This window comes from Brachybacterium sp. SW0106-09, assembly GCF_001293905.1.
In the GTDB taxonomy this organism is placed as follows: domain Bacteria; phylum Actinomycetota; class Actinomycetes; order Actinomycetales; family Dermabacteraceae; genus Brachybacterium; species Brachybacterium conglomeratum.
Map to the genome: position 1 here is coordinate 1 of NZ_BCAK01000025.1, position 25,859 is coordinate 25,859.

Consider the following 25,859-nt stretch of genomic DNA (forward strand, 5'->3'; position numbering starts at 1 on the left):
GGCCCGCCCGTCCGCGCCCCGCCCGTCGGCCCTGCGCCCGACGGCGCCCCGCCCGTCGGCGCCGCGCCCGATGGGTCCTCCTTCGGCGGGCCGGCCGCCGACCGCCCGGTCGACGTCGGGCCCTGCGGCGTCACAGCCCCCACACGGCGAAGGTCAGCACGTTGTGGCCGATGTAGAACGCCAGCAACGCGAACAGCAGCAGCGTGGGGTGGCGGTCCACGAAGGTCAGCGCCTGCGGGGCCTCGCGCCTCAGCTCGGCGGGGGTGATCGCATCGATGTGCTCGATGCGGATCCCCGCCTCGCGTGCCCGCTGCAGCGCCATCCGCTGCGCCCTCTCGCCGAAGAAGCGGCTCGAGACGGCGAGGAGCCGTCGGCCCTGGTGGTCCAGCACGTAGACGCCGTCGTAGGCGGTCTCCGGCGGGTCGAGCATCTCCGTGGGACCGGAGCCGCGGGCGATGTCCCGCACCGCGATCACGGAGCCGACCTCGTCCCAGCGGGCCCTGCGCGTGGGCCGGAAGAGACTGCGCAGCTCGAAGCCGTCCTCGTCCAGCTGCAGCCACAGAGTCACCACCCGCAGGGTCATCACGCTCGAGACGACGGCGACCAGCACCCACAGCACCAGCGGGAGGGTGAACAGGGCATCGTGCATGAGCTCCGGATGGCGCCAGAGCCGCTGCCCGACGAAGCTGATGATCACGAGGAACTCGAGCACGACGGTGAACACGAGACCGATGATCAGCGCCCCGATCACCACGGCGGCGGGCGGCCCGTAGGTCCGCGTGGGGAGGTCCCCTCCGGCGGCTGGGGGCAGCGTGTCCGGCGTGCTCGTCACCACTGCTCCTCCGGCTCTCGTTCCCAGGACGGTCCCGGCGCATCCCGGCCGGGTCCGCTCATCTTAGGACTCGCACAGGACCGGCGAGGGGATTGACCCGAGGAACGGACGTGCCCGTCGGCCCTGGTGGGAGCAGAGTCGACGGGCACGTCATGGGAGGGCCGGGCGCAAGGGTCCTCCTCGCGCTCCCCGCGCCGGTCACGGGCAGCTCGGTCCCTGCGAGCTCGGTCCAGTCGAAGGGCATGGCCCCGCGCGCACGACGACGGGGCGGGCGGCGCGGGTCTCCCTGCACCGCCCGCCCCGTCGGGTCGGACGCGATCGGCGGATGCCGGTCGTCGACTCGGAGGATCAGGCCTCCTCGTCCTCGTCCTTCTTCTCGATGACCAGCGTCTCGGTGGTCAGCACCAGGCCCGCGATCGAGGCCGCGTTCCGCAGGGCGGAACGAGTGACCTTGACCGGGTCGATGATGCCGGCGGAGACCAGGTCGACGTACTCGCCGGTCGCGGCGTTCAGGCCGGTGCCGACCTGCGCCTCCTTGACCTTCTCGACGACGACGTAGCCCTCGAGGCCCGCGTTCTCGGAGATCCAGCGCAGCGGCTCGACGACCGCACGGGCCACGGCGCGCACGCCCACGGCCTCGTCACCGGTCAGGCCGAGGTCGTCGACCAGCACGGAGGACGCCTGCACGATGGCGGAGCCGCCGCCGGCGACGATCCCCTCCTCGATGGCAGCGCGGGTCGCGGAGACCGCGTCCTCGATGCGCATCTTCTTCTCCTTGAGCTCCACCTCGGTGTGAGCCCCGACCTTGATCACGGACACGCCGCCGGCCAGCTTCGCGAGGCGCTCCTGGAGCTTCTCGCGATCCCAGTCGGAGTCGGTGTTCTCGATCTCGGCACGGATCTGCGCGACGCGATCGGCCACGGCCTGGTCGTCGCCGGCCCCGCCCACGATGGTGGTCGAATCCTTGGTGACGACGACGCGGCCGGCGTGGCCGAGCACGTCGGTGTCGACGGTCTTGAGGTCCAGGCCGAGGTCGGAGGTGACGACCTGGGCGCCGGTGAGCACGGCGATGTCCTGGAGCATGGCCTTGCGGCGGTCGCCGAAGGCGGGAGCCTTGACGGCCGCTCCCTTGAAGGCGCCGCGGATCTTGTTGACGACCAGCGTGGACAGGGCCTCGCCGTCGACGTCCTCGGCGATGATGAACAGCGGCTTGCCGCTCTCCACCACCTTCTCGAGCAGCGGGAGGATGTCGGCCACGGCCGAGATCTTGCCCTGGTGCAGCAGCACCTGCGCGTCCTCGAGGACGACCTCCTGGCGGTCCGCATCGGTGACGAAGTGCGGGGAGATGAAGCCCTTGTCGAACTGCATGCCCTCGGTGAAGTCGAGCTCCATCGCGGTGGTGGAGGACTCCTCCACCGTGATGACGCCGTCCTTGCCGACCTTGTCGAAGGCCTCGGCGAGCAGGTCGCCGATCTCGCGGTCCTGGCTGGAGACCGAGGCGACCGACGCGATCTGGGCCTTGCCGTCGACCGGGGTCGAGATCTCCCCGAGCTTCTCGGAGAGCGCCTCGACGGCCTTCTCGATGCCGCGCTTGAGGGCGGCGGGCGCCGCGCCGGAGGCGACGTTGCGCAGACCCTCGTGCACGATGGCCTGGGCGAGGACGGTGGCGGTGGTGGTGCCGTCGCCGGCCACGTCATTGGTCTTGGTCGCGACCTCCTTGGTGAGCTGAGCGCCGAGGTTCTCGTAGGGATCCTCGAGCTCGATCTCACGGGCGATGGTCACGCCGTCGTTCGTGATGGTGGGGGCGCCCCACTTCTTGTCGAGGACGACGTTGCGGCCCTTGGGCCCGAGCGTCACCTTGACGGTGTTGGCGAGCTTGTCCACGCCCCGCTCGAGCGCGCGGCGCGCGTCCTCGTTGTACAGGATCTCCTTGGCCATGGCTCAGGCCTCGATGATCGCGAGGATGTCGCGCGCGCCGAGGACCAGGAACTCCTCGTTGCCGTACTTGAGCTCGGTGCCGCCGTACTTGGAGAAGACGACCTTGTCGCCGACCTTGACGTCCATGGGGACACGCTCGCCCTTGTCGTCGAAGCGACCGGCGCCGACGGCGACGACCTCGCCCTCCTGGGGCTTCTCCTTCGCGGTGTCAGGGATGACCAGGCCGGAGGCGGTGGTCTGCTCCGCCTCGAGCGGCTTGACGACGACGCGGTCCTCGAGGGGCTTGATGGAGACCGACATGCGGCTCACTCCTTCATGAAGAGACTGACTCTGTATGAGTTCGGGGTCGGGTCCCGGGTCCGATCGTCGTCGCGGTGCCGACCGGGGCGGGTCCCTCGTAGCAGCTTCTGGCACTCTCGGCCGTCGACTGCCAACGGCACCCACTTTAGGACGAGGGCTGGCACTCACGCAAGGCGAGTGCTAAATCTGGGCCGGGCGTCGGCTCGATGCGTCGCGCTGCGCGCGTCGCTGCAGGCCACGCGCCAAGAGAGAGCCGCGCTCGCACACGACCTTCCCCGGCTCCGCCGGCACCGCGATCCCGGGGAGCGCGGCGATGGAGCTGACGACGAGCCGACTGCCGCGTCTCCAACTCCGCTCCTTCGGCTGCTCCGCTCCTGGGGCTGCGCGAACCCCTCGGGGTCGGCCTCGAGGGTCCTAGCTCGAAGGCCACGGCTTTCTCGACACCCCCTCACCCCGAGCGGCTCGAGGGATGCCCAGGTCACACCCTTCTTGTGAACCCGATAACTTATCGTCCCCGAAGGCGTGACGCCACGCCCCCGCGCGCGATAGGACTGGGGATGTCGAGACCGACGGCGCACCTGCGATCCAGGGCCCGTCCGCAACGCTCACACCCCTCCGAACCCGAGGAGATCCTCCATGGCCTTCATCCGCACCCTCCGCTCCGCCCTCCGTCGCCGCGACGACCAGCTCGCGCAGGACATCGTCGAGACGGGCACGCACCGCGACCATCGCGCCGATGCCACCGCCTCCGTCGCCCGTCACGGCTCCCAGGGCATCCGCCCCTACGGCTTCGGCTACTGATCTCCCCCGGCGGGCGCCTCGCGCCGCCGCCGACGACGCCCCTGCAAGCAGTGCCTGCAGGGGCGTCGTGCAAGGCGCGGCCGCCAGGACGCTCCGTGTCCGGCCCCGGAGCGGCCGGGCGAGGTCCCGCCGCTCAGCGCCCGGCGGCCTCGAGGATCTGTGCGACCTGCTCGGGGGCGAAGCGGTAGACCGGGCGCTCCACATCAGCGAGGGTGTCGCCGGCGTTCGGGAACACCGAGCTGACCACGCGCGGCGCCCCCTCCCCCAGCTCCACCAGGCTCATGCCGGACAGGGCGAGCGACTGCTCGTCCGCGCCCGCCCCGACGGGGTCGACCACGTTGGTGATCCCGGGGGCGACGTGCACCGGGATCCCGGCGATCTCGCCGGTCATCTCGTGGTGGTAGTGGCCCGAGAGCACGATCCGCACGTCGGAGCCGTCGAGCACGGCGGCGAGCTCGTCGAGCCCGTCGAGGTCCAGTCCGCGCAGCAGCGGGGTCGCGGCGACGAGCGGCGGGTGGTGGATGGCGAGCACGGTCCCGCCGGGAGCGGGCTCGGCGAGAACGCCACGCAGCCAGTCCAGCTGCTCGGGATCGAGGTGGCCGTAGCCGGCGCCGGGGACGCTCGAGTCGAGCACGACCACGCGGGCCCCACCGCCGAGCGGCACGACCCGGTCCTGGCTCGGCGCGATCCGCTCCCCCGGGGCGACCGCCTCGCCGTAGACGGCGGAGACGTCGTGGTTGCCCATGACGATCGCGAGCGGCGCGTCGAGAGCGGCGGCGAAGGGGTCGAGGATCTCGTGGAGCAGGCGGTAGCTCTCGGCGGTGCCGTCCTCGGACGCGTCACCGGTGTGGACCACGGCGTCGATGCCTGTGAGGCCCTCCAGACGGGACAGGAGCCCGCGCAGGGCGTCGGCGGTGTCGATCCGGTCGTAGTGGCGGGCGGACGGATCGCCGTAGAGGTGCGTGTCGGTCAGGTGCAGGATGCGCATGCCGGGAACGGTAGCGGCCGCAGGTGTCGCGCAGGTGTCGGAGTCGACCGGGTTCAGCCCAGCGCCCCCACCCATTCGCTCGCGCCGTCGTCGAAGACCTGGTGCTTCCAGATCGGGACGCGCTGCTTGACGGTGTCCACGAGCTCGTCGCAGGCGATGAAGGCCTGCTTGCGGTGCGGGGCCGCGATCGCGCACACGAGGGCGGAGTCCCCGATGGCGAGGGGCCCGACGCGATGGGCGACCGCGACGAGGACGTCCGGATAGCGCTCCGCGATCTCGGCGGCGACCTGGGCGATCACGGCGGGGGCGGAGGGGTGGGAGGTGTACTCGAGCCGGTCCACGCCGCGCCCGCCGTCGTGGTCGCGCACCACGCCGTCGAAGGTGACCACGGCGCCGCAGCGCGGGTCGGCGACGGCTGCCGCCATGGCGGCCACGGTGATCTCCTCGGTGCCGACCGCGGCATGCCGCACCCGCTGCGGAGCCTCCCCCATCGCGGGGTCTCCCGCGATCCGCAGCCCCCGGGCCGCGGCGTCGCCGCGCTCGTCGGCACCGTCCGCCGGGAAGGTGGTCGTCCCGCGAGTCGGATCGGCCTGGTCCGACGGGGTCGCTGGATCCGTCGCCCCCGCGAACGAGCCGGACTCGCTCATCGCCGCCGTGGTCGTGGCAACGCGGGCGGAGTCGTCGGATCCGTCGGCCCTCGCCTCGCCCTCCGGCCCGTGGTCCCCTCCGTCGCGCTGCTCGAGCAGGTGGTCCAGCAGCGAATCGATCACGGCGATGCCGTCCTTCACGCCGCCGCGGGAGCCCGGCAGGTTCACCACGAAGCTCCGTCCCGCCATCCCGGCGATGCCGCGGCTGAGCAGGGCGGTGGCCTTCGCCGACTCGCCCCGGCGGCGCACGGCCTCGAGGATCCCGGGCATCTCCCGCTCGATCAGCGGCGCGGTCTGCTCGGGGGTGACGTCGGTGGGGCTGATGCCGGTGCCGCCGGAGGTGATGACCACGTCGACGCCCTCGGCGACCGCCTCGGCGAGCGCGCGGCCCACCTCGGGGCCGTCGGCCACGACCTGCTTCTCGACGGGGGCCAGGCCCCGCCCGCACAGCCATCGCTCGAGCCGCGGGCCGGTGCGGTCCTCGTAGGTGCCGTCGGCCGCGCGGGTCGAGGCGATGATGATCCGGGCGCTGCCGTGCAGGAGCGGCGGCGCATCCGGGTCCTCGCGCACCGCGCAGTCCTCGTCGGTGCGCTGGGCGGGCATCTGCCTCATCGTTCCTCCTCCTGCGTCATCGCTCGTGGCGCGCAGTCATCGCTCATCATGCGCGGCCATCGCCTGTCGCGCGCGGTCATCGCGGTTCCTCGCGGCGCCAGTCCCCGCTCTTGCCGCCGGACTTCGCGAGCACCCGGATCTCCTCGATGACGGCGAGGTGGTCCACGGCCTTGATCATGTCGTAGAGGGTCAGCGCGGCGGTGCTCGCCGCGGTCAGCGCCTCCATCTCGACGCCGGTGACGCCCTTGGTGCGCACCCTCGCGGTGATCTCGACGCGGTCGCCGCGCGGGTCGAGGTCGACTTCGATGCCGGTCAGCGGCAGCGGGTGGCACAGAGGGATCAGCTCGGCGGTGCGCTTGGCGCCCATGATCCCGGCCAGGCGCGCAGTGGCGAGCGCCTCGCCCTTGGGCAGGTCGCCGCTCGCGATCCGGGCCACCACGTCCTCGCGGGTGACGAGGACGGCGCGGGCGGTCGCCTCGCGGGAGGTGACCTGCTTGGCGGTCACGTCGACCATGTGGGCGGTGCCGTCGGCCCGCACGTGCGAGAGCTCGCCCGCGTCGGTCGACCGGCCGACAGGGTCGGGGGCGGTGGTCATGAGTCTCCTCCGGGGATCAGCAGGGTCTCGAGCAGGTCTCCGTCGCGCACGACGGCGGTGCCGACGGGGACGATCGCGAGCGCATCGGCCGCGGCGTACCCGCCGATCAGGTGCGAGGATGCGCCGCCGACCAGCCGCACGGCGCCCGAGGGCAGGACCCGCGCTCGACGGTACTGCTCCAGCTGCGCGGGCGAGGACTCCTCGGCCTCGAGGCGGACGGGCAGGCGCAGACGTCGGCGCGGCGGGGCGCCGAGGGCGGGGCGGGCGATCAGCTCGCAGCTCAGCAGCGCGGAGACGGGGTTGCCGGGGAAGGCGAGCCAGGGCACGCGCCGCCCGTCCACCTCGAGGGTGCCGATGCCCTGGGGGCCTCCGGGCTGCATCGCGAGGGTGGGGAAGGCGAGGGTCGTCCCGGGCAGCGCGGCGGCGTGGCGCACCACCTCGAAGGCCCCCATGCTCACTCCGCCGCTGGTGACGATCAGGTCGGCGTCGTGCGCGAGGACCTCGTCGCGCAGTCGCTCCAGCAGCAGCGTCGCGTCGTCGGGCACGGCGCCGCGGTGGACCACCTCGGCACCTGCCTCGGTGAGCGCGGCGGCGAGTCCGGGTCCGTTCGCGTCATGGAGGGTGCCGGGGGCGGGCTCCGCACCCGAGGGGCCGCGCACCTCGGAACCGGTCGAGAGCACCACGACCCGCACCGGCGCCCCCACCTCGACCTCGCTCAGGCCGCAGGCGGCGAGGTGCGCGATCCGCGCGGGGGTGAGCATCTGCCCCTCGCGCAGCACGGTGTCCCCGCGGTGGGTATCGGAGCCGCGGCGGCGCACGAAGCGGCCCGGTGCGGCATCGGCCGGCGTGAGCGTCACGGTCGCCGGATCAGCGCCGTGCGCGGCGTCCGGTCCTCCGGCACTCGTTCCGCCTCCCTCGGCCCCCGCGCCGCCGGTGTCGAAGCGCCCCTGGGCGCTCTCCTCGACCGGGACCACGAGGTCCGCGCCGTCCGGGACGGGCGCACCGGTCATGATCGGCCGCGCCTGCCCGGGCTCGAGCCGGCCCGGCGCATCGCCGGCAGCGATCGTCGGCCCGAGCGGGAGCGTCACCGCGGCACCGGGGCCCGCGAGATCGGTCGACGCGACGGCGAAGCCGTCCATCTGCGAGTTGTCCACCCCGGGCACGTCCACGTGCGAGCGCAGCGGCCGGGCGGCGACGCGGCCGACGGCCCGGCCGTCCAGCGCGACCGGCTCGGTCGCCCGCACGGCGGCGAGCAGTGCGACGGCGTCGGCCACGTGGTCGGCCAGCGGGCTGCGCTGCGCACCGGTCATCGCTCGGACCTCCTTCTCCTGTGCCTCATCGGCCCGTCCTGGTCCCCTCCAGTATGGCGCTCTCGACCGCCGCTGCCCGACCGGCCCGTGCGCGGAGCTCTCGTCAGGGCCCGGTCCCGCCCCGACCCTGCCCAGCCCGGTCCGGCTTCGTCCCTGACCCCGTCCGTGTCCGATCAGCGCGCGGTCGGCGCCCGGTCCGCGCTCGCTCCGTGTCGCGTCCGTGCCCGGTCCCACCCCGAAACCCCGCCCCCGTCCCGCCGAGCCGTCCTATCCTGGAGGGACCCCGGAGCTGCCGGGCCGCTGAGCAGGAGGTGCGCGCATGTCGTCTCGACGGGTCTCCCTCGGCATCCCGGTGCCGCGCCGCACCGACGAGGCGGCTGGCGCGCTCCCGGACACCACCGACCGACCGGACACCCCGGCGCTCGCGGACCGCTTCGGACGCGAGGCCACGGACCTGCGCCTGTCGCTGACGGACTTCTGCAACCTGCGCTGCACCTACTGCATGCCCGAGTCGGGGATGGTGTTCCTTAAGAAGGACCAGCTGCTCTCGGTCGAGGAGATCGTGCGCCTGGTGCGCATCGGGGTGGAGCGGCTCGGCATCGAGCAGGTGCGCTTCACCGGCGGGGAGCCGCTGACCCGGCCCGATCTCGAGGAGATCATCGCCGGGGTCGCCTCCCTCGAGCGCCGCCCCGACATCTCCCTGACCACCAACGCGATCGGCCTGGACCATCGCGCGGAGCGGCTGCGGGAAGCGGGGCTCGACCGGATCAACGTCTCGCTCGACTCGGTGGTCTCGGAGACCTTCGAGCGCCTCACCCGCAGGCCTCTGCTGCACCGTGTGCTCGCCGGGATCGACGGGGCGCGCGCGGCGGGCCTGGACCCGATCAAGGTCAACGCCGTGCTGATGCCCGGGATCAACGACCACGAGCTGCCCGACCTGCTGGACTGGTGCCTCGAGCGCGACCTGCAGCTGCGGGTGATCGAGCAGATGCCGCTGGACGCGGACCACCGCTGGGAGCGCTCGACCATGATCACCGCCGGGGACGTGCACGAGATGCTCGCGCCCCGCTACGCGCTCGCCCCGGTCGCCGAGCCGCGCGACGGCGCGCCCGCCGAGCTGTACGAGGTCGCCGACCGCGCCACCGGCCTGCACCGGGGCCGGGTGGGGATCATCGCCTCGGTGACGCGCCCCTTCTGCGCCGACTGCCGCCGCACCCGCCTGACCGCCGAGGGCCGCGTGCGCACCTGCCTGTTCTCCCGCGAGGAGACCGACCTGCGCACAGCCCTTCGCTCGGAAGCGGACGACGAGGCGATCGCCGACATCTGGCGCGCCGCCCAGTGGGGCAAGAAGGCCGGCCACGGCATGGACCGGGCCGATTTCGTGCAGCCGGAGCGCCCGATGAGCGCGATCGGCGGATGAGGAGGACCCCATGACCCACACCCGTGCCACCGACACCACCGTGCCCGAGATCGCGGTGCGCCTGTTCGCGGGCGCGGCCGCCGAGTTCGGGGCCGACGACGCGACCGTGCGCGCCCGCACCGTGGGCGAGCTCGTCCAGGCCCTCATCGCTGGCGCCTCCCCGGAGGCGGCCCGGGTGATCGGCCGGTCGAGCCTCCTGGTCGACGGCGTAGCCTGCGCCGATCACGATCGTGCCCTCGCCCCCGGCACCCGCGTGGACGTGCTCCCGCCCTTCGCCGGCGGCTGAGCCCGCACGCTGCCCGACGGTTGAGCCCGGGCGCTTCCTGACAGCTGAGCCCGGGTCCTGCCCGGCGGCAGGGGTCGCGCCCTGCCGGGCCGCGTCAGAGCCGCTGGATCTCGACCCCGCTGCCGGCCATCCCGTCGAAGCCGCCCGTGAGCGAGCGCACCCGGATCCCCCTCTCGGCGAGCGCCCTCTGCGTGCTCGCCGAGCGCGTGCCCGCCGCGCAGTACAGCACCGCGCCCGACAGCTCCGCGTCTGCAGGTACCGCCACCGCCGGCACCGCGCCGTCGCGCTCCGAGCCCGCGGCTCCGTTCCCGTCCGACGCCGCACTGCCGCCCGCACGTCGGAGCAGCTCCCCCATCGGGACGTGCTCGGCGCCGGCGATCATGCCGCCCTCGGCCAGCTCCCGCTCCTCGCGGATGTCGATCACCCGCGCCCCGGCCGCGAGCAGGGCTGGCAGCTCCGCGGCGGTGACCTCGTCGCGGCCGGGGCCCGTCGGTCCCGGCAGTCCGCAGGTGAGCATCACGTCCTCGATCTCCGTGACCGGCAGGCGCTGCGGGTCCCGGAGCAGCGGCAGCTCGTCCCACCGGGCGCGCAGCGCGTCGTAGAGGGCGAGGCGCCCGAAGAGCACGTCGCCCATCCCGGCGAGCACCTTCACGGCCTCCATCGCCATGGTCGAGCCGATCACGCCGCAGAGCATCCCGAGCACCCCGGCCTCCGCGCAGCTGGGCACCTCGCCGGGCCGCGGCGGGACGGGGTGGACGTCGCGATAGGTGACGCCGCGCCCGCCCGCGCCCCAGAACACGCTGACCTGTCCGGAGAACGCGAGGATCGAGCCCCACACCAGCGGCAGGTCGAGGATCTCGCAGGCGTCGGAGGCGAGATAGCGGGTGGGGAAGTTGTCGGTCCCGTCCAGGACGAGGTCGTGGCCCGCGAGCTCCTCGAGGGCGTTCGCGGGGGTGAGGGTCTCGACCACGGCGCGCACCGAGACCTGCGGCGACTGCGCGTGCAAGTGCTCGGCGGCGGCGACGGCCTTGGACCGGCCGAGGTCCGCCTCGGTGAACAGCACCTGCCGATGCAGGTTCGTCGCGTCGACGGTGTCGGGGTCGAACAGGGTGATCTCGCCGACTCCCGCCGCCGCCAGATAGATCAGGGCCGGGGCGCCGAGTCCGCCCGCGCCGATCACGGCGATCCGCGCCCCGGCGAGGCGACGCTGACCGGTCTCACCCAGCTGCGGCAGCCGCATCTGGCGCAGGTACCGGCCGAGATCGTGCCGCTGCGCCGCGGGCCGGTCAGCCGGCACGGCGCGGTCCAGGATCCGGGGCGGAACGGGGGCGGGCAGGTCGGCGGAGCTCATGGGCTCAGTCTCCCCCACGTCCCGCGGTGAGGTGCGACCTCGGTCCCGCAGGTCCCGCGGGCGCCGTCCCGGGGCCGAGAGCATGAGGCCAGGTGTCTGAACGTCGGGCACGGACCGCGACGTCCGGCCCCGCGGTCCGGGCGCCGCAGTCCAGCCGGATCCGCCCACGAACGGGGACGGGGCCCCGGGCGTCTCCGCCCGGGGCCCCGTCCCCAGGGTGCGTCCGCTCAGCCCTCGAGCTTGGCGGAGCCCTTCGCGTAGCCGATCTTGGTCCAGTCCGGCCGCTCGAAGCCCCACGCGCCGAAGTTCGCAAGGTCCTCGTTCTGGACGAAGAAGTCGTAGGACTGCCACAGCGGGATCGTCCCAGCGAGCTCCCACAGGTTCGCGTCGATCTGGTTGATCAGCTCGAGGCGCGCGGCCGGGTCGGTCTCGACGGCGGCCTGATCGATGAGCTTGTCCGTGTCCGGATCACCGATCTTGCCGAAGTTCTGCTCGCCCTCGGACTTCCAGATGGAGTCGCCGGAGGAGAGGAACGGTTCGCCGACCCAACCGAAGAGGGTGAGGTCGAACTCGCCGGGGATGACGTACTTCGAGAAGAGGTCCGTCGGCGGAACCTTCTGGACCTTCATGGTGATGCCCACAGCCTTGAGCTGCTCCTGGACCACCGGGACCACGGCCTCGTTGGTCTTCGAGCCGTCGTTGTAGACGTAGGTGATCTCGATCGGCGTGCCGTCCTTGGAGGCGACGAGGCTCTCTCCCTCGCCCTTGAGGGTGTAGCCCGCGTCCTCGAGCAGCTTCTTGGCGGCCTCGGGGTCGTAGCTGCCGAGGTCGCCGGCGTTGTCCTGGTAGCCCTCTTGGTTGGTCATCAGGAGGTGGTTGTTCAGCGGCTCGGTGTTCTCCGGGTAGGGCATCGTGGCGTTGACCGAGAGGAAGACCTCCTCGCGGTCGATCGCACGGAAGATCGCCTGGCGCACGGCCTGGTCGGCGAGCGGCCGGCCCTCGGCGCCGTTGAGGGTGATGTGGGTCCAGTTCGGGCCCGCGGCCTGACGGAGCACCGCACCGTTGCCGATCAGCGGCTCGACCACCGAGTAGGTCGCCGGGACGGTGGTCTCGATGACGTCCAGCTGGCCGTTCTGGAAGCTGGTCGCGGTCGCGGCCGGATCCTCGATGGTGGTGAACAGGACCTGCGAGAGGAACGGCTTGTCGCCCCACCAGTTCTCGTCGGGCTCGACCAGCACGGTCTTGTTGCCGGAGTCGATCTTGCCGATCTTGAAGGGGCCGGCCGTGACCTGCGGCCCCTCGAGCCAGCCGGTGTTGAAGGCCTCGGCCGATTCGGCGAGGGAGTCCGGCATGACCGCAGCGAGGCCGATCCAGTCGGCGTACTTCTCCTTGAAGGTGATCACGGCGATCAGGTCGCTGTCGCCCTGCTCGATCTTCTCGACCTTGTTGTAGCCCTCGGAGGACGCGATCGCGTACTCCTCCTGGGAGCCGTCCATGACCTTGAAGACGTTCTCGATCGACTTGTAGTCGATCGGGGTGCCGTCGGACCAGCTCATGCCCTCGTTGAGCTCGATCTCCATGACCTGCGGATCCTCGGAGGTCAGCTCGATGCGCTTGGTGTAATGCGGGTTCGCGGAGACCTCACCGGCAGCGTTCGACCACCACACCTCGAGCGGGAAGATCGTCCGCAGGATGTCGGAGGTGTTGGCCTCGTTGCCGTCGGAGTGGAATGGGTTCCAGTTCGCGGGGAACGCGTTGTTGGCCAGGCGGAGCACGCCGCCCTCGCCGATCTCCTCGCGCTCCTTGGGGTTGATGTCGTTCTGGTCGGAGGCGATCTGCTCGCCCTCGCCGCCGCCGTCGGAGGCGCCGCCGTTGCCGCCGGTCCCCGGGTCCTGGCTGCACGCCGCCAGCGCGGTCATCGAGACGGTCAGAGCCGTCGCCCCCAGGATGGAACGCCGCGTCACACGCATATGAATCTCCTTCGCTCACGGTCCTCGAGATCATCGAGCCCGCTGGATGCACTGTCCCGGCAGATGTGGTCGGCGTTGACCACCGTGGTCGCGCCCTTCTCGCCGGTGTGAGCAGTCTGTCACCGGCGAGTTCCCGACGCGGACCGGGAACGCCCTTGTTATCCGTTCGCAACATGCAGGGCATCTGTCCGCGACCGACCCGGCACGGCCCCTCTCCCGACGCGCCGACGACGGGCGGCGCACTGTGCGCGCCGCCCGTCGTCTCGAGCGTCCTCCCTGGTCAGGGGAGGGTCACTTGGAGTCCTCCCGGTCCGCGAGGAAGCCGCCGAAAGTTCCTTCGAAGGCCTTGCGGTCGATGGCCTCTCGCCGCCGCGAGCGAGCCACCTCGGGGTCCGGGATCGGCACCGCGGAGAGCAGCTCCTTGCTGTAGGGATGCTGCGGGTTCGTGAAGACCTCCTCGGTGTCGCCCAGCTCGACGATCCTCCCCTTCTGCATCACGGCGATGCGGTCGGAGATGTGGCGGACCACGGAGAGGTCGTGCGAGACGAACAGGAAGCTCACCCCGAGCCGTGCCCGGAGGTCGGCGAGCATCGCGAGCACGCCGGCCTGGACGGTGACGTCCAGAGCCGAGGTGGGCTCGTCGAGGATGATCAGCTTCGGGTCGCAGGCGAGCGCGCGGGCCACGCCGACGCGCTGGCGCTGGCCGCCGGAGAACTCGGTGGGGAAGCGGGCGGCGTGCTCGGGCAGCAGGCCCACCATCTTCAGCAGCCAGTCCACCCGCTCTTCCATGCGCTGCTTGCTGTACCCCTGGACGCGCATCGGCTCCTTGATGATGTCTGCGATCGGCATCCTGGGGTCGAGGGAGGCCATCGGGTCCTGGAAGACCACCGTGATGTCGGAGCGCAGCGTCGCCCGCTCCTTGCGGGTCAGGGCACCGGTCTCCTTCCCGCCGATGCGGATGGTCCCCTCCTGCGGGGTGCGCAGCTGCATGATCTCCATCAGCGTGGTGGTCTTCCCGCTGCCGGACTCGCCGACCAGCGCCAGGCACTCCCCCTCGCGGATGTCGAAGGAGATGCCGTCCACGGCGCGCTGCTCGCCGATCTTCCGCCGCACGATCGCGCCCTTGGTGATCGGGAAGACCTTCGCCAGGTCCTCGACCTCGAGCACCGTCGGCAGCTCCTCGCGCGGCGGCCGGTCCTCGCCGAGGTCGGCGATCTTCTGCATCGCGGAGCCGGCGACGCTGCGGGAGGCGCCCGCCTCGCCGGCGTCGACCCGCGGGACGGCGGCCAGCAGGTCCTGCGTGTACTTCTCGCGGGGGCTGTAGAAGATCTCGTCGACGGTGCCGAGCTCGACCATCCGCGACTCCTTCATGACCAGGACCCGGTCGGCGAAGCCCGCGACCACGCCCATGTCATGGGTGATCAGCACCGTCGCGGCGCCGATGAGCTCCTGCGCGGACTTCAGCAGGTCCATCACCTGCGCCTGGATCGTCACGTCCAGGGCGGTGGTGGGCTCGTCGGCGATGATCAGCTCGGGCTCGTTCGCGATCGCCATCGCGATCATCGCGCGCTGGCGCATGCCGCCGGAGAACTCGTGGGGATACTGGCTCGCACGACGACCGGGCTCGGGGATGCCCACCGCGTCCAGCAGCTCCTCGGCCCGCTGGCGGGCGCGGGCCTTGGAGACCTCCGGATGGTGGATCCGCACCACCTCGGCGATCTGGTCCCCCACCCGGTACACCGGGGTGAGCGCGGAGAGCGGGTCCTGGAAGACCATGGAGATCGTGTTGCCGCGCAGGCGCGACAGCTGCTTGTCGTCGAGCTCGAACATCCTGTGGCCGAGCATCTCGATCTCGCCGCTGATGGCGGCCGTGCGCGGCAGCAGCCCCATCACGGCCAGGGAGCTGACGGACTTGCCGGAGCCGGACTCGCCGACGATGGCGAGGGCCTCGCCCTTGTGCACCTCGTAGCTGAGGTCCTGGACGGCGTGGACGGTCCCGTACTCGGAGGGGAAGGAGACGCTCAGGTCCCGCACGGAAAGGATCGGTTCGGACATTCTTTCTTCCTCAGATCCGGCTGGAGCCGCTGGTCGGGTCGAGGGCGTCGCGCAGCGCTTCGCCCATCAGGTTGATGGAGATGACCAGGGCGGCCAGCACCACCGCGGGCGGGATCCAGGTATAGGGCGCGGAGATGTTGTAGTCCTGCAGGACGGTGCCGAGGGACACCTGCGGGTACTGGATGCCGAATCCGATGAACGACAGACCCGTCTCGCCGAGGATCGCTGCGCTCACGCCGAGCGTGGTGTCGATGATGATCCAGCTGGCGATGTTCGGGATGATGTGCCGCGTCATGGTGACGATCGGGTTCACGCCCATGAACCGGGCCGCCTCGACGTACTCGGTGCGCACCAGCTGCTGGGTCATCGCGCGCAGCACACGGGCGGTGAGCATCCAGGCGAAGCCCGCCAGCAGCGGGATCATCCACAGCCAGCTCGCCTGCTGCAGCGCGGGGCTGAACAGCATCAGCAGCAGGATCGAGGGGATCACCAGGAACAGGTTGATGAGGTTCACCAGGGCACCGTCGACGAACGCGCCCCACTTCCCCTTGTGGCTCACGTACCCGGCGACGATGCCGACGAGGAGAGCGAGGAAGGTCGTCAGGACCGCGGTGCCGATGCCGATGACCAGCGAGATGCGCAGGCCCTGCATCGTCCGGGCGAAGATGTCCAGCCCGTTCTCGTTCACGCCGAACCAGTGGTACGGGCTCGGGCCGGTCAGGGCGTTGCGCAGGTCCCGCTCGAAGGGGCCGTACTGGTAGACCATCGGGCCGATGATCGCCATCAGCACGAGCGCCGCGAAGATGATCATGCCGATCCATGCGCTCGGGTTGCGCAGGAACCGTCGCCGCAGCAGCTCGCCGCGGCTGAGCGACTCGATCGCCGGTCCGGCGCTCTCGTCGAGCTGGGCGTCGGGGTCGTCGACCCCGGAGCCGATGACGGGGTTCGCCTCGGGATCGGTGCGTCGGCGCAGCTCGGCAGCGTCTTCGGTGCCGCGGATGTCGTTGGGGTTCGTCATCGTGTCACCGGATCCTCGGGTCGAGCGCACCCTGCAGGATGTCTGCGAAGGTGGCGGAGAGCAGGGTCAGGATCGCCGTGTACAGGACGACGCCGGCGGTGCCGTTGACGTCGGCCATCTGGATCGCGGAGATCGCGAAGCGGCCGATGCCCTGCCAGTTGAACATCAGCTCGACGAACAGCGAGCCGGAGAACGCGCCGCCGACGGCGAAGGCGAAGTACTGGCCCATGGGGATCAGCGCCATCCGCAGGCCGTGGCGGTTCATCGCCTTGCCGCGGGTGAGGCCCTTGGCCCGAGCGGTGCGGAGGTAGTCGCTGCCCAGCACGTCCAGGGTCGTCACCTTCATGTACCGCGAGTAGGAGGCGGCGGCGGTGACGGCCAGCACGATCGTGGGCATGACCAGGGCCTTGGCCTGGTACTTGAAGGACTCCCAGGAGCCCGGTTCGAGCAGCGGGTTGATCGGGTTGATCGCCGGGAGCCCCCAGCCGGAGAGGTCCATGATCCCCTGGTTGGCCTGCTGGACGATCAGGATGATCACCGGGGTGGGCAGGGAGAGGATGAAGAAGGCGAGCAGCGTCGAGAGGCGGTCGCCGACCGAGTCGCGGCGCACCGCGGCGAGCATGCCCAGGACGATGCCGAGCACGGTGCCGATCGCGGTGCCGAGGACGACCAGGCGCAGGCTGATCGGAATCCGGGTCTTCAGCTCGTCGAGCACCGGGACCATCGACTTGTTCGTGCCGGTGGTCACGCCGAGGTCACCGCGGATGAGGCCGCCGAGCCAGTTGGCGTACCGCTCGAACAGCGGGGTGTCGGGGTTGACGTTGCGCACGTCGAGGTAGTGCTGGGCGGTCGCCGCCGGGACCGGCTCCGTCGCGATCGGCGGGTACAGCACCTCTTCGGGATGCATGAGCGAGGCGGACAGGAGGTACGCGAAGCTCGTGGCGACGAACGCCAGGATCACGTAGGTCAGCACTCTGAGGGAGACGAACCTAATCACGCTTCCCCCTCGACACGCTGTTGATCATCCGTCGGGTCCCTTCCCTGCGTCATCCGTCTCGTCGTCGCGGGCTCGCCATGGGCGGGCCCCGTCCCACTGAGGCGGCACCACGCTCGGTCACGTCGAGGCGACCCGGCGGCCGTGCACAACCGGGACCCGGTTGTGGCCCAGGTCTCTCGGCAGGCACGGCACACCATAACGCCTGCGATGGACGCGGCTTGACGAAACTGACCCACGGGTACGGGGGTGCGGCGAAGCTATGCTCGAATCGTGACCTTTCTGCACCTGCTCGTGCTCGCGCTCGGCATCGTCGCCGCGATCGCGCTGAGCGATCTGCTCGGACATCGGGGAGTCGGCGCGTGGCCCATCGGGCTCGGCGCCCTCGCCCTGGCCCTCGGCGCCGGGCTCCTCTACAGCCCCTGGCTCGCCGCCCTGTCCCTCGGTCTCGCCCTCGGGGCTGCGATCTCGATGATGGCCTCCTGGACCCGCGAGATCGTCCGACGCCGGCATGCCCGGCGCGAGCAGGCGCGGCGGTCCCAGGACGCTCGACGGAACCAGCTGGAGGAGTCCGGCACCTCGCGTCGCTGAGGACCCGGCTCACCCGCGGTCACCGGCCCCCCGCAGGTCACAGCGCCAGGACGAGCACGCTCCGCTCCGGCGCACCAGCGGACTCGCCGCTCCCCGGCGCCGCGCCGCCGACGGGCCCCGCCGATTCCAGGAGCACCATCGCGTCCGCCCGTCCGTAGGGGGCGAGCCGCCGACCCGGCACGAGGCGCACGACCTCCCGGCCATCGGCCACGACCTCCCGCCGCCCGGGCATGGCGTGCACGGTGCCGGCGGGACCGCGCCGGGGCCCGTCCCCCTCCCCGCCCAGGAGCATCCGTCGGGGCGTGGCGCCGTCGCGATCCAGCAGCGGGCGCACGAACAGGTGGTAGCCCACCAGCGCGCCGACGGGAGTGCCCGGCAGGTGCACGACGGGGACGCCGCCGGGCAGCGTGCCGTGGCCCTGGGGACCACCGGGGCGCAGGGCGAGGTGCGCGAAGCGGGAGGTCCCCGCTCCTCGCTCGCCGAGCAGCAGCTTCACCACGTCGTAGGCGCCGTGGCCGATCCCGCCGGTGGTGAGCACGAGGTCGGCCTCCCGGGCCGCGACGTCGAGCGTCTCCCGCAGGTCAGCCGGGTCGTCGCCGCTGTGCCGGGGCGGGAGCGCGTGCGCGCCGGCGGCGGCGAGGGCGGCGGCGAGCATCGTCCCGTTGGACTCGCGCACCGCACCCGGCAGGGGGTCCGCGCCGAGTCGGTCGGAGGAGCTGTCCGCGGTGAGCTCGTCGCCCGTGACCACCACGGCGACGCGCAGCGGGCGGAGCACCTCAAGGGCGTCGATCCCGAGCGTCCGGGCGAGTCCGACGAGCCCCGCGCCGACGCGGTCCCCGGCCTGGGCCAGCGGCGCGTCCAGCGGGATCTCCTCTCCCGCCCCGCGCACGTGACGGCCCGGGACGGGAAGGCTCTCGAGGGCGAGGGCGACGACGGCGGGGGCCGGACCGAAGGGGTCGGAGTCGGTCGCCTCCACCTCGACGACGGCGTCGGCGCCGCGGGGCACGGGGGCGCCGGTCATGATCCGGGCGGCGCTGCCCGAGGGCAGGTCGGGGACCTCGCCGGGGCGAGCCGGAAGCTCGGCCGCGACCGGGAGCACGGTGGTGCCGGGAACGGTGAGGTCCGCCCGGCGCACGGCGAAGCCGTCCATCGCCGCGATCGGCAGCGCCGGGACCTGCTCCGGGCTGCGCACCGCGGCGGCGAGGACCCGGCCGCGAGCCTGCTCGAGCGGCACCCGCTCAGCGCGGCGCGGCGGCGCGACCGCGGCGACGATCTCCTCGCGCCACTGCCAGGGCGAGAGTCTCTCGGAACTCATGGTCCTCCTTCGGCGGCGGGTCGCGGCGCAGGTCACGGCGGGCGATGTCGCCGCGGGCGAGACTCCATGATCCCCCATGCCCGGCCGCGGGAGACGGGACCGTCGCTGGCTCGCCGCGGACTTCCGGCCGCTGCCGCTCCGCTTCTCCGCCGACCCGTCCACAGACATGGCCACGGGGAGAGCGGCAGGTGCATCATGGTGGGCATGCGCGAGATCCGATACGACAGCTTCGGGGGCCCCGAGGTCCTGACCCTCCACCACGACGCCCCGGTGCCCGAGCCGGGCCCCGAGGAGGTCCTCGTCCAGGTCGGCTTCGTGGGGCTGAACCCGCTGGACTACAAGATCCGCGACGGCTCCTCGGGCCGGGCGAAGGACCTCGCGCTGCCCGCGGGGACCGGCCGTGAGATGGCCGGCACCGTGATCGGCGCGGGCTCCGGCCTGGACGAGGCGGAGCTCGGCTCGCGCGGCCTCACCGTCGGCACGCGCGTGTTCGGCATGCGCGGCCCGAACGATTCCCGCGGCGTCGCCGCCGAGGTCATCGCGATCTCGGCCGACGACCTCGCCCCGATCCCCGGCGAGACCGCCGAGGAGGACCTGCCCCGCTGGGCCGGGCTGGCGCTCGTCGGCCTCACCGCGATCGCCGTCGTGCAGGACACCGCCCGGATCGCCGAGCACGAGACGGTGCTGGTCCACGGCGGCACCGGCGGCGTGGGCCAGCTGCTGATCCCGATGGCGCTCGAGGCCGGGGCCTCCCAGGTGCTCGCCACCGGCCGTGCGGCCAATGCCGAGCGGATCCGCGAGCTGGGCGCGACCCCGATCCCGTACGACACGAGCGACTGGGGCGAGGAGGTCCGACGCCTCACCGACGGGCGCGGCGTCGACGTCGTGCTGGACACCCACTACCACTCGACCTTCCTGCCGAGCCTGGACCAGCTCGCCGACGGCGGCCGCATCGTCGCCCTGCCCAGCCTCGCCGACCTCTCCCCTGCCCTCGAGCGCGGTATCGAGGCGCGGGTGCCGTCGATCGTGCCGGGACGGGACCGGCTGGATCGCCTCGCCCAGGGCATCCGCTCAGGCCGCTATCCGCTGGAGGTCTCCGAGGTGCTGCCACTGGCGCAGATCGCCGAGGCGCACCGCCGGCTCGAGGAGGGCCACACCCGCGGCAAGCTCGTCCTGGACGTGCGCGCCTGAGCGACGACCCGTGCCGCGACGGTCGGCGCCGCGGCATGGGCGGTACGCTGGCACGATGGTCGCCCCCACCTCCGATGACGCCGCTGCCGCGATGCGCGGGATCGAGCCCGTGCTGCAGCCCTCCGGGTGGGCGTTGCTGAACGCCCTTCCGCCCTACGAGGAGAAGGAGGCGCTGCGGGTCTCGACCCGCCTGCGCGAGGCAGGCCACTCCCCCGAGCTCGTCTCCGCGGTGCTCACCCAGTCCCGTCTGCGCGCCCGCGCCGCGGAGAAGTTCGGGGAGTTCGCGAGCACCATGCTGTTCACCCCGCACGGCCTCGAGCAGGCCACGCGCCTGCCGGTCGCCGCGCTGCACGCCGAGCGCTTCCAGCGCGCCGGAGTCGCCTCCGTCGCGGATCTCGGCTGCGGCATCGGCGGGGACTCGATGGCGATGGCCGCGCTGGGCCTGGACGTCCAGGCGGTGGACCGCGATCCGGTCACCGTCGCCGTCGCCACCGTGAACCTGCGCCCCTTCCCGAACGCGAGCGCGCGCCTGGGCCGGGCGGAGGGCCACGACCCCCGCGACACCGAGGGGATCTGGCTGGACCCTGCCCGACGCGCCCCCGCCCGCGACGGCTCCCGCCGCCTCCACGACCCCGAGGAGTACGAGCCGCCGCTCTCGGCCGTGCTCGACCTCGCCCGACGCCTCGGCCGCGACGGCGCCGCCGGTCCGCTCGGCGCGAAGCTCGGCCCCGGCAACGACCGCGACGCCCTGCCGGACGACGTCGAGGTGCAGTGGCTGTCCTTCCACGGGCAGGTGCTCGAGGCGACCGCCTGGTGCGGGCCGCTCGCCCGGGAGGGCATCGCCTCCTCCGCCGTGCTGATCGGCCGCGACGGCGCGCACCGTCTGGACCGCGGCGCGGACTCTGCCGGCGACCCCGCCGTCGGCCCGCTCGCCGACCACCTCTACGAGCCCGACGGCGCCGTGATCCGCGCCGGGCTGATCGGGGAGCTCGCCGCCCGGATCGACGGCCGCACCCTGGACCCCACGATCGCGTACCTGACCTCCGAGCGCCGCGTCACCACCCCCTTCGCGAAGGGCTACGCGGTGCGGGATGTGATGCCCTTCGGCCTCAAGCGCCTCACCTCCTACCTGCGCGAGCACCGGCTCGGGGTGCTCGAGATCAAGAAGCGCGGCACCGCGGTCGAGCCCGACGAGCTGCGTCGCAGGCTGCGGCCCCGCCGCTTCGGCGAGGAGCGCGCCACGCTGATCCTCACCCGCATCGACGGGGAGCAGTCCGTCGTGGTCGCCTCCCCGCACGCCGCACCGCCCGGCGAGGAGCCCGATCGGCCGTGAGCACCGCCCGGGGGACTCAGCGTCGCGTCATCGCCCTGCTGCTGCTCCTCGCCGCGCTGGGAGGACTCGGCGCGGTCGCCCTCGGGGCCGCCGCCGAGCGTGCTCCGATCACGAGCTCGGGCGGATCGAGGGAGCGGGAGGAGCCGTCCCCTGCGCCGACCGCCGAGGGCTGGTCGGCCCCCGGCTGGAGCACCCCGGAAGCCCCGGACCGGCCGCCCCGGGCCGAGCTCGGCGCCGCCCCGCTGCTCGTGCTGCTCTCCCTCCTCGGCCTGGCCCTCGCGGTCCTCGCGGTGTGGCTCGCGGTGCGGATGAGGGCGCTGGCCCGACCCGCCCCGGCCCCGGCGACCGCCGCCTCCGAGGACGAGCTCACCGCCGCGCAGGCCCGGACCGCGCTCGCCGAGGCCCGGGACCCGCTCGCCCGCCTGGTCGACGCGCAGGACGCGGTGATCGCGGCGTGGACGGCGCTGGAGCGCTCCCTCGCTGCGGCGGGCGTCACCCGGCACCCCTCCCGCACCACCTTCGAGTTCGTCGTGGAGGTGCTGGCCGCGCTCGACCTGGACCGCGCCGCCCTCGACGACCTCGCCGCCCTCTACCGTCGGGCGCTGTTCGATCCGGAGCCGCTCACGGAGGAGGACCGCGCCGTCGCGATGACGAGCCTGGATCGCCTCACGGCGGGGCTCGAGGCCGCCGCCGTGGTCCGTACGACCGGCGAGCGCCCCCGCGACGACGACGGGGGCGCAGACGCATGAACACCCTCCTGGGCCTGATGTGGCGGACCGTCGTGGCCACGGCGGCCGCGGTCCTGCTCACCCTCGCTCTCGCGCTGATCGGCCTGGTGCTCCCGCTGCCGCTGCCGATCGCGCTGGGCCTCCTCGCCGCGGCCGCCTGGTGGTTCCTCCACGTCGGCGCCGACCGCGCCGAGCCCTCGAGAGCCCCGCGCCTCGACCACGACGCCGACTACGCCCTCCCCCATGCCCAGGACGTGCGGGTGCGACGGCTGGAGGACCTGATCCACGGCGCGCAGCCGCACCGCCGCATGACCGGCCGCGCCCTCGCCCTGGTCCTGGCCGACATCGCCGACGAACGGGCTCGCGACCCGGACGCCCCGCCGCTCGGCCCGGAGCTCTCCGAGCTCCTCCGCGCCGCCCGCGCCGCGGAGGGCTCCCAGCAGCCCTTCCCGCCGATCGACCGCAGAGCCCTGCACCGCTATCTCGACGAGCTCGCCCCGCGCGAGGAGAGGCCCCGATGACCACCACCCCCGCCCTCAGCACCACCGCCGCGACCGACGCCGCACGGCGCGTGCTCGACACCGTCGAGACGGCCGTCGTCGGCAAGCGGCAGTCCCTCGAGCTGGTGCTCACCGGACTCCTCGCCGGCGGCCACGTCCTCCTCGAGGACCTGCCCGGGCTGGGCAAGACCCTCGCCGCCCGCTCCTTCGCCCAGGCGCTCGGCCTGCCCTTCGCCCGCGCCCAGTTCACCCCCGACCTGCTGCCCGCCGATCTCACCGGCGCCGAGGTGTTCGATCAGCGCACCGGCGAGTTCGTGTTCCGCCCCGGCCCCGTGTTCACCGGCCTTCTGCTGGCCGACGAGATCAACCGCACCCCGCCGAAGACCCAGTCGGCGCTGCTCGAGGCGATGCAGGAGCGACAGGTCTCCGTCGAGGGCACCACCCGTCCGCTGCCCGTCCCCTTCCATGTGCTCGCCACCGCCAACCCCATCGAGCACGAGGGCACCTATCCGCTGCCCGAGGCGCAGCTGGACCGCTTCCTGCTGCGGCTGTCCTTCGGCTATCCGAGCGCCGAGCAGGAATGGGAGGTGGTCTCCCGACGGATCGACCGCCGGCGCGAGGAGCAGACCGTCGCGCAGGTGCTCGACGCGGAGCAGCTGCTCGCCCTGCAGGCGGCGGTCGAGGAGGTGCACGTCGAGGACGCCGTGGGCCGCTACGCCGTGGACCTCGTCGCCGCGACCAGGCGTCACCAGAACGCCCTGGTCGGCGCCTCGCCGCGCGGGACCCTCGCTCTGATCACCTGCGCCCGCGCCCTCGCGGTGATCCGCGGCCGCGGCTACGTGGTGCCGGAGGACGTCAAGGAGCTCGCGCATCCGGCGCTGGACCATCGCGTGACCGTCCGGCCCGAGCTGTGGCTGCAGAACGCGACCGGCGCCGGCGTCGTCGACGCGGTCCTCGAGCAGGTGCCGGTGCCGGTCGCCTCCCCGCAGCCGGCCCGGTCCCCGTCATGAGCCCGGCCGCGGGATACGGCGCAGCGGAAAGGGCTTCGGGGGCACCGGGGACCGAAGGAGCGACAGGAGACTCGGGAGAGCCGGGAACAAGGACGGCGAGGACGACCTCCGGTGCGGCGGGTGCTCAGAGAACAGCAGGGACCACGGGCACGCCGGGTCGCACGCAGCCGCCCGCACCCTCGCTCCGCCCCCGTCCCACCGCCGCGCTCGTCCGCGCCTCCGCGGTGGGCGTGCTCGCCCTGGCCCTGGCGCTGCTGCGCGGAGAGCCTGCGCTGGTCCTCGCCGGGCTGCCACTGCTGGCCTGGTCTCTGCTGGCCGTCGCCCGCCGCACGGCACGCGGCGAGGAGCGCTCCTACCCCGCCCCGTCCCTGCACCTGAACCGTCGGCGGATCGACGAGGACGGTGCGGCGCGCGCCACGGTGACCGCAGGCCCGGGCCTGCTGACCACGGCGAACGTCCCGAGGCCGCCGCATGCGGATCTCGCCCCGCGCCACGGCTCCCTCACCGGCGACGGCGGGGCGGCGCTGCGCATCGGCGCCCGGCGCTGGGGCCGGATCGAGGTGGGGCCGGTGCACGTGCTGGTCGCGGATCCACTCGGCGCCTTCCGGGCGCAGGTAGACCTGCCCCAGGTGTCGCTCCAGGTGGTCCCCTCCTCCGTGGTGCTCGATGCCCCTGTGGACGTTCCCACCCCGATCGGGGTGAGCGGTGCGCACCTCTCGCGGCGCCGCGGCGACGGCACCGCGCTGTCGGAGGTGCGCGCCTTCCGGCCCGGGGACCGACTGCACCGGATCAACTGGCGGGTCACCAGCCGCACCGGGCAGCTGCACACCAATGCGACCTTCACCGAGCAGGACACCGAGGTCCTCGTCGTCACCGACACCACCGCGGACGTCTCCCCCGCCCCCTGGGCCGGCGAGGACGCGCCCACCAGCCTGGACATGACGATCCGGGCCACGACCGCCGTGGCGCGCCACTATCTCGGCGTCGGCGACCGGGTCGCGCTGCTCGACATCGGGCGGCTGGTAGGCGCGGTGCCGCCCGGCTCCGGCCCCCGTCAGCTGCGGGTGCTCACCGATGCGCTGTCCCGCGCGGCCCGGGACCCGGGCGCGCTCCGCCCCCTCCCCCGCCTGCCCGCGGTGCGGACCGGCACGCTGACGGTGGTGTGCTCGCCCCTGCTCCGCCCCGAGGTGATCACCAGGATCGGGGAGCTCGTCGCCCAGGGCGCGGACGTGATCGTCGTGGACACGCTCCCGCCGAGCGTCGGGGACACCTCCGTGCTGCGCGGGCGGCCGCTGCGGCTCGACGGCCGGGTCTCCGAGCGCTTCTGGCCCGAGGCGTGGGCGCTGCGGAGGCTCGAGCGGGAGCGGACGGTGCGCGAGCTGCGGGAGGCGGGCATCCCGGTCACCGCGTGGGAGGGGCCCGCCTCGCTGGCTCCGGTGCTCCTGTCCCTGTCCGCCGCGCGCGGCGCACCGCGACGGAGGAGGTCCTGATGCGGCTGACGTCCTTGCTCGACCCGATCGCCGATGCTCTTCTCGCGCTGCGCGGGATCAGTCCGGTGCAGTGGGCGCTGCGCGGCACCGGTACCGCGGCGACGGTCGCCGCGGCGGCGCTCGCGCTGTCCGGCCCGGGACTCGCGGCGATGCACCTGGGCGTCGTGATGGTGGGGCTCGTCTGTCTCACGGCCCTCGCCGCCCAGTGGCTCGATCCCGACACGGACCTCGGAATGCTGGCGCCGACGGCGGTGGTGATCGCGCTGGCGGTGCGGGCCGATCTGGACGTCGTGCTCGCCGGGTCGACAGGTCTGCTGCTGCTCGCGGGACATGCCTCCTTCGCGCTCGCGGCCGTCATGCCCGCGCACGGGGCCCTCGACCGCGACGCTCTGCGTCTCGCTCTGCGTGCGCTCACCGGGGTGCTCGTGCTGACGCTGGTGGGCGGGGTGCTCGTCGTGCTGCTCGCGCAGGTGCAGCTCGGGCCGTGGGCCGTGGTGGTCGCCGCGGTCGCCGTCGTCGCGCTGTGGATCGCCGTGATGCCGCGAGGCCGGTGAGGTCAGGGGTGCCCGGGCCGCGGTGCGGGC

General features: G+C 73.1%; 24 protein-coding genes. 11 read left to right on the forward strand and 13 right to left on the reverse strand.

The genetic code is table 11. From position 1 onward, the window contains the following. Positions 1 to 130 precede the first annotated feature (130 nt). The 3 genes from Y09_RS11440 to groES form a co-directional block, all read right to left on the reverse strand. On the reverse strand, positions 131 to 832 hold the full coding sequence (locus Y09_RS11440) for a hypothetical protein (RefSeq protein ID WP_053917830.1): 702 nt from the start codon (positions 830 to 832) through the stop codon (positions 131 to 133). Between the two features lie 348 nt (positions 833 to 1,180). Further along, positions 1,181 to 2,770: a chaperonin GroEL gene (gene groL / locus Y09_RS11445; RefSeq protein WP_053917831.1), complete on the reverse strand. Its 1,590-nt coding sequence runs from the start codon at positions 2,768 to 2,770 to the stop codon at positions 1,181 to 1,183. 3 nt (positions 2,771 to 2,773) lie between these two features. Then, complete coding sequence (gene groES / locus Y09_RS11450) at positions 2,774 to 3,070, reverse strand: co-chaperone GroES (RefSeq protein WP_010551191.1); 297 nt, start codon at positions 3,068 to 3,070, stop codon at positions 2,774 to 2,776. A gap of 636 nt (positions 3,071 to 3,706) precedes the next feature. On the opposite strand from groES, the gene Y09_RS17560 reads away from it, so the two are divergent. Then, positions 3,707 to 3,871: a hypothetical protein gene (locus tag Y09_RS17560; protein ID WP_157998665.1), complete on the forward strand. Its 165-nt coding sequence runs from the start codon at positions 3,707 to 3,709 to the stop codon at positions 3,869 to 3,871. A gap of 133 nt (positions 3,872 to 4,004) precedes the next feature. Here Y09_RS17560 and Y09_RS11455 read toward each other — a convergent pair whose 3' ends face one another. The 4 genes from Y09_RS11455 to glp all read right to left on the reverse strand — a co-directional run bounded on the left by Y09_RS11455 (position 4,005) and on the right by glp (position 8,023). Next, complete coding sequence (locus Y09_RS11455) at positions 4,005 to 4,859, reverse strand: metallophosphoesterase (RefSeq protein WP_053917832.1); 855 nt, start codon at positions 4,857 to 4,859, stop codon at positions 4,005 to 4,007. A 53-nt stretch (positions 4,860 to 4,912) separates the two neighbouring features. Next, entirely contained in the window at positions 4,913 to 6,118 is a 1,206-nt protein-coding gene (locus tag Y09_RS11460) for a molybdenum cofactor biosynthesis protein MoaE (RefSeq protein ID WP_082358791.1), read from the reverse strand. 76 nt (positions 6,119 to 6,194) lie between these two features. After that, positions 6,195 to 6,713: a cyclic pyranopterin monophosphate synthase MoaC gene (gene moaC / locus Y09_RS11465; protein WP_053917833.1), complete on the reverse strand. Its 519-nt coding sequence runs from the start codon at positions 6,711 to 6,713 to the stop codon at positions 6,195 to 6,197. After that, the gene (gene glp, locus Y09_RS11470; protein WP_053917834.1) at positions 6,710 to 8,023 is read right to left on the reverse strand and encodes a gephyrin-like molybdotransferase Glp; all 1,314 of its coding nucleotides are present in this window, start codon (positions 8,021 to 8,023) and stop codon (positions 6,710 to 6,712) included. Before glp ends, moaC begins: the two co-directional genes overlap by 4 nt. 319 nt (positions 8,024 to 8,342) lie before the next feature. Here glp and moaA point away from each other — a divergent pair, with 319 nt between their 5' ends. Continuing rightward, on the forward strand, positions 8,343 to 9,443 hold the full coding sequence (gene moaA / locus Y09_RS11475; RefSeq protein ID WP_148639631.1) for a GTP 3',8-cyclase MoaA: 1,101 nt from the start codon (positions 8,343 to 8,345) through the stop codon (positions 9,441 to 9,443). A 10-nt stretch (positions 9,444 to 9,453) separates the two neighbouring features. Next, positions 9,454 to 9,729 (forward strand): MoaD/ThiS family protein, encoded by a 276-nt coding sequence (locus tag Y09_RS11480; RefSeq protein ID WP_053917835.1) that lies wholly within the window; start codon positions 9,454 to 9,456, stop codon positions 9,727 to 9,729. A 94-nt stretch (positions 9,730 to 9,823) separates the two neighbouring features. Here Y09_RS11480 and Y09_RS11485 read toward each other — a convergent pair whose 3' ends face one another. The 5 genes from Y09_RS11485 to Y09_RS11505 form a co-directional block, all read right to left on the reverse strand. Next, positions 9,824 to 11,080 carry a ThiF family adenylyltransferase gene (locus tag Y09_RS11485; protein WP_053917836.1) on the reverse strand — a complete coding sequence of 419 codons (1,257 nt, stop codon included), beginning with the start codon at positions 11,078 to 11,080 and terminating at the stop codon, positions 9,824 to 9,826. 227 nt (positions 11,081 to 11,307) lie between these two features. Continuing rightward, on the reverse strand, positions 11,308 to 13,050 hold the full coding sequence (locus Y09_RS11490) for an ABC transporter family substrate-binding protein (RefSeq protein WP_053917837.1): 1,743 nt from the start codon (positions 13,048 to 13,050) through the stop codon (positions 11,308 to 11,310). Between the two features lie 291 nt (positions 13,051 to 13,341). Further along, on the reverse strand, positions 13,342 to 15,105 hold the full coding sequence (locus Y09_RS11495) for an ABC transporter ATP-binding protein (RefSeq protein WP_053917838.1): 1,764 nt from the start codon (positions 15,103 to 15,105) through the stop codon (positions 13,342 to 13,344). 10 nt (positions 15,106 to 15,115) lie between these two features. Further along, positions 15,116 to 16,123, reverse strand: coding sequence for an ABC transporter permease (locus Y09_RS11500; RefSeq protein WP_053917839.1), 1,008 nt, complete (start codon positions 16,121 to 16,123; stop codon positions 15,116 to 15,118). A gap of 4 nt (positions 16,124 to 16,127) precedes the next feature. Then, positions 16,128 to 17,120, reverse strand: coding sequence for an ABC transporter permease (locus Y09_RS11505; protein ID WP_040367497.1), 993 nt, complete (start codon positions 17,118 to 17,120; stop codon positions 16,128 to 16,130). A 270-nt stretch (positions 17,121 to 17,390) separates the two neighbouring features. Here Y09_RS11505 and Y09_RS11510 point away from each other — a divergent pair, with 270 nt between their 5' ends. Then, positions 17,391 to 17,708 (forward strand): hypothetical protein, encoded by a 318-nt coding sequence (locus tag Y09_RS11510; protein ID WP_053917840.1) that lies wholly within the window; start codon positions 17,391 to 17,393, stop codon positions 17,706 to 17,708. Positions 17,709 to 17,745: 37 nt separating this feature from the next. On the opposite strand, the gene Y09_RS11515 is transcribed toward Y09_RS11510, so the two are convergent. After that, on the reverse strand, positions 17,746 to 19,023 hold the full coding sequence (locus tag Y09_RS11515; protein WP_053917841.1) for a molybdopterin molybdotransferase MoeA: 1,278 nt from the start codon (positions 19,021 to 19,023) through the stop codon (positions 17,746 to 17,748). Between the two features lie 204 nt (positions 19,024 to 19,227). Between Y09_RS11515 and Y09_RS11520 the strand changes: the two genes are divergently transcribed. The 7 genes from Y09_RS11520 to Y09_RS11550 all read left to right on the forward strand — a co-directional run bounded on the left by Y09_RS11520 (position 19,228) and on the right by Y09_RS11550 (position 25,829). Continuing rightward, on the forward strand, positions 19,228 to 20,214 hold the full coding sequence (locus tag Y09_RS11520) for an NADP-dependent oxidoreductase (protein ID WP_053917868.1): 987 nt from the start codon (positions 19,228 to 19,230) through the stop codon (positions 20,212 to 20,214). A gap of 55 nt (positions 20,215 to 20,269) precedes the next feature. Next, the gene (locus Y09_RS11525; RefSeq protein WP_082358794.1) at positions 20,270 to 21,547 is read left to right on the forward strand and encodes a 50S ribosomal protein L11 methyltransferase; all 1,278 of its coding nucleotides are present in this window, start codon (positions 20,270 to 20,272) and stop codon (positions 21,545 to 21,547) included. Next, positions 21,544 to 22,296: a DUF4129 domain-containing protein gene (locus Y09_RS11530; protein WP_053917842.1), complete on the forward strand. Its 753-nt coding sequence runs from the start codon at positions 21,544 to 21,546 to the stop codon at positions 22,294 to 22,296. Before Y09_RS11525 ends, Y09_RS11530 begins: the two co-directional genes overlap by 4 nt. Further along, positions 22,293 to 22,796 carry a hypothetical protein gene (locus tag Y09_RS11535; protein WP_053917843.1) on the forward strand — a complete coding sequence of 168 codons (504 nt, stop codon included), beginning with the start codon at positions 22,293 to 22,295 and terminating at the stop codon, positions 22,794 to 22,796. Before Y09_RS11530 ends, Y09_RS11535 begins: the two co-directional genes overlap by 4 nt. Beyond that, the gene (locus tag Y09_RS11540) at positions 22,793 to 23,785 is read left to right on the forward strand and encodes a MoxR family ATPase (RefSeq protein WP_053917844.1); all 993 of its coding nucleotides are present in this window, start codon (positions 22,793 to 22,795) and stop codon (positions 23,783 to 23,785) included. The genes Y09_RS11535 and Y09_RS11540 overlap by 4 nt, the downstream gene beginning before the upstream one ends. Positions 23,786 to 24,015: 230 nt before the next feature. Beyond that, positions 24,016 to 25,275 (forward strand): DUF58 domain-containing protein, encoded by a 1,260-nt coding sequence (locus Y09_RS11545; protein ID WP_053917845.1) that lies wholly within the window; start codon positions 24,016 to 24,018, stop codon positions 25,273 to 25,275. Then, entirely contained in the window at positions 25,275 to 25,829 is a 555-nt protein-coding gene (locus Y09_RS11550; protein WP_053917846.1) for a hypothetical protein, read from the forward strand. Before Y09_RS11545 ends, Y09_RS11550 begins: the two co-directional genes overlap by 1 nt. Positions 25,830 to 25,859: the final 30 nt, after the last annotated feature.

Excerpts from the sequence above, each read along its gene's own strand:
- groL (WP_053917831.1), bottom strand. The coding sequence starts at position 2,770 with ATGGCCAAGGAGATCCTGTACAACGAGGACGCGCGCCGCGCGCTCGAG.
- groES (WP_010551191.1), bottom strand. The coding sequence starts at position 3,070 with ATGTCGGTCTCCATCAAGCCCCTCGAGGACCGCGTCGTCGTCAAGCCG.
- Y09_RS17560 (WP_157998665.1), top strand. The coding sequence starts at position 3,707 with ATGGCCTTCATCCGCACCCTCCGCTCCGCCCTCCGTCGCCGCGACGAC.
- Y09_RS11455 (WP_053917832.1), bottom strand. The coding sequence starts at position 4,859 with ATGCGCATCCTGCACCTGACCGACACGCACCTCTACGGCGATCCGTCC.
- Y09_RS11460 (WP_082358791.1), bottom strand. The coding sequence starts at position 6,118 with ATGAGGCAGATGCCCGCCCAGCGCACCGACGAGGACTGCGCGGTGCGC.
- moaC (WP_053917833.1), bottom strand. The coding sequence starts at position 6,713 with ATGACCACCGCCCCCGACCCTGTCGGCCGGTCGACCGACGCGGGCGAG.
- glp (WP_053917834.1), bottom strand. The coding sequence starts at position 8,023 with ATGACCGGTGCGCAGCGCAGCCCGCTGGCCGACCACGTGGCCGACGCC.
- moaA (WP_148639631.1), top strand. The coding sequence starts at position 8,343 with ATGTCGTCTCGACGGGTCTCCCTCGGCATCCCGGTGCCGCGCCGCACC.
- Y09_RS11480 (WP_053917835.1), top strand. The coding sequence starts at position 9,454 with ATGACCCACACCCGTGCCACCGACACCACCGTGCCCGAGATCGCGGTG.
- Y09_RS11485 (WP_053917836.1), bottom strand. The coding sequence starts at position 11,080 with ATGAGCTCCGCCGACCTGCCCGCCCCCGTTCCGCCCCGGATCCTGGAC.
- Y09_RS11490 (WP_053917837.1), bottom strand. The coding sequence starts at position 13,050 with ATGCGTGTGACGCGGCGTTCCATCCTGGGGGCGACGGCTCTGACCGTC.
- Y09_RS11495 (WP_053917838.1), bottom strand. The coding sequence starts at position 15,105 with ATGTCCGAACCGATCCTTTCCGTGCGGGACCTGAGCGTCTCCTTCCCC.
- Y09_RS11500 (WP_053917839.1), bottom strand. The coding sequence starts at position 16,123 with ATGACGAACCCCAACGACATCCGCGGCACCGAAGACGCTGCCGAGCTG.
- Y09_RS11515 (WP_053917841.1), bottom strand. The coding sequence starts at position 19,023 with ATGAGTTCCGAGAGACTCTCGCCCTGGCAGTGGCGCGAGGAGATCGTC.
- Y09_RS11520 (WP_053917868.1), top strand. The coding sequence starts at position 19,228 with ATGCGCGAGATCCGATACGACAGCTTCGGGGGCCCCGAGGTCCTGACC.
- Y09_RS11525 (WP_082358794.1), top strand. The coding sequence starts at position 20,270 with ATGGTCGCCCCCACCTCCGATGACGCCGCTGCCGCGATGCGCGGGATC.
- Y09_RS11535 (WP_053917843.1), top strand. The coding sequence starts at position 22,293 with ATGAACACCCTCCTGGGCCTGATGTGGCGGACCGTCGTGGCCACGGCG.
- Y09_RS11540 (WP_053917844.1), top strand. The coding sequence starts at position 22,793 with ATGACCACCACCCCCGCCCTCAGCACCACCGCCGCGACCGACGCCGCA.
- Y09_RS11550 (WP_053917846.1), top strand. The coding sequence starts at position 25,275 with ATGCGGCTGACGTCCTTGCTCGACCCGATCGCCGATGCTCTTCTCGCG.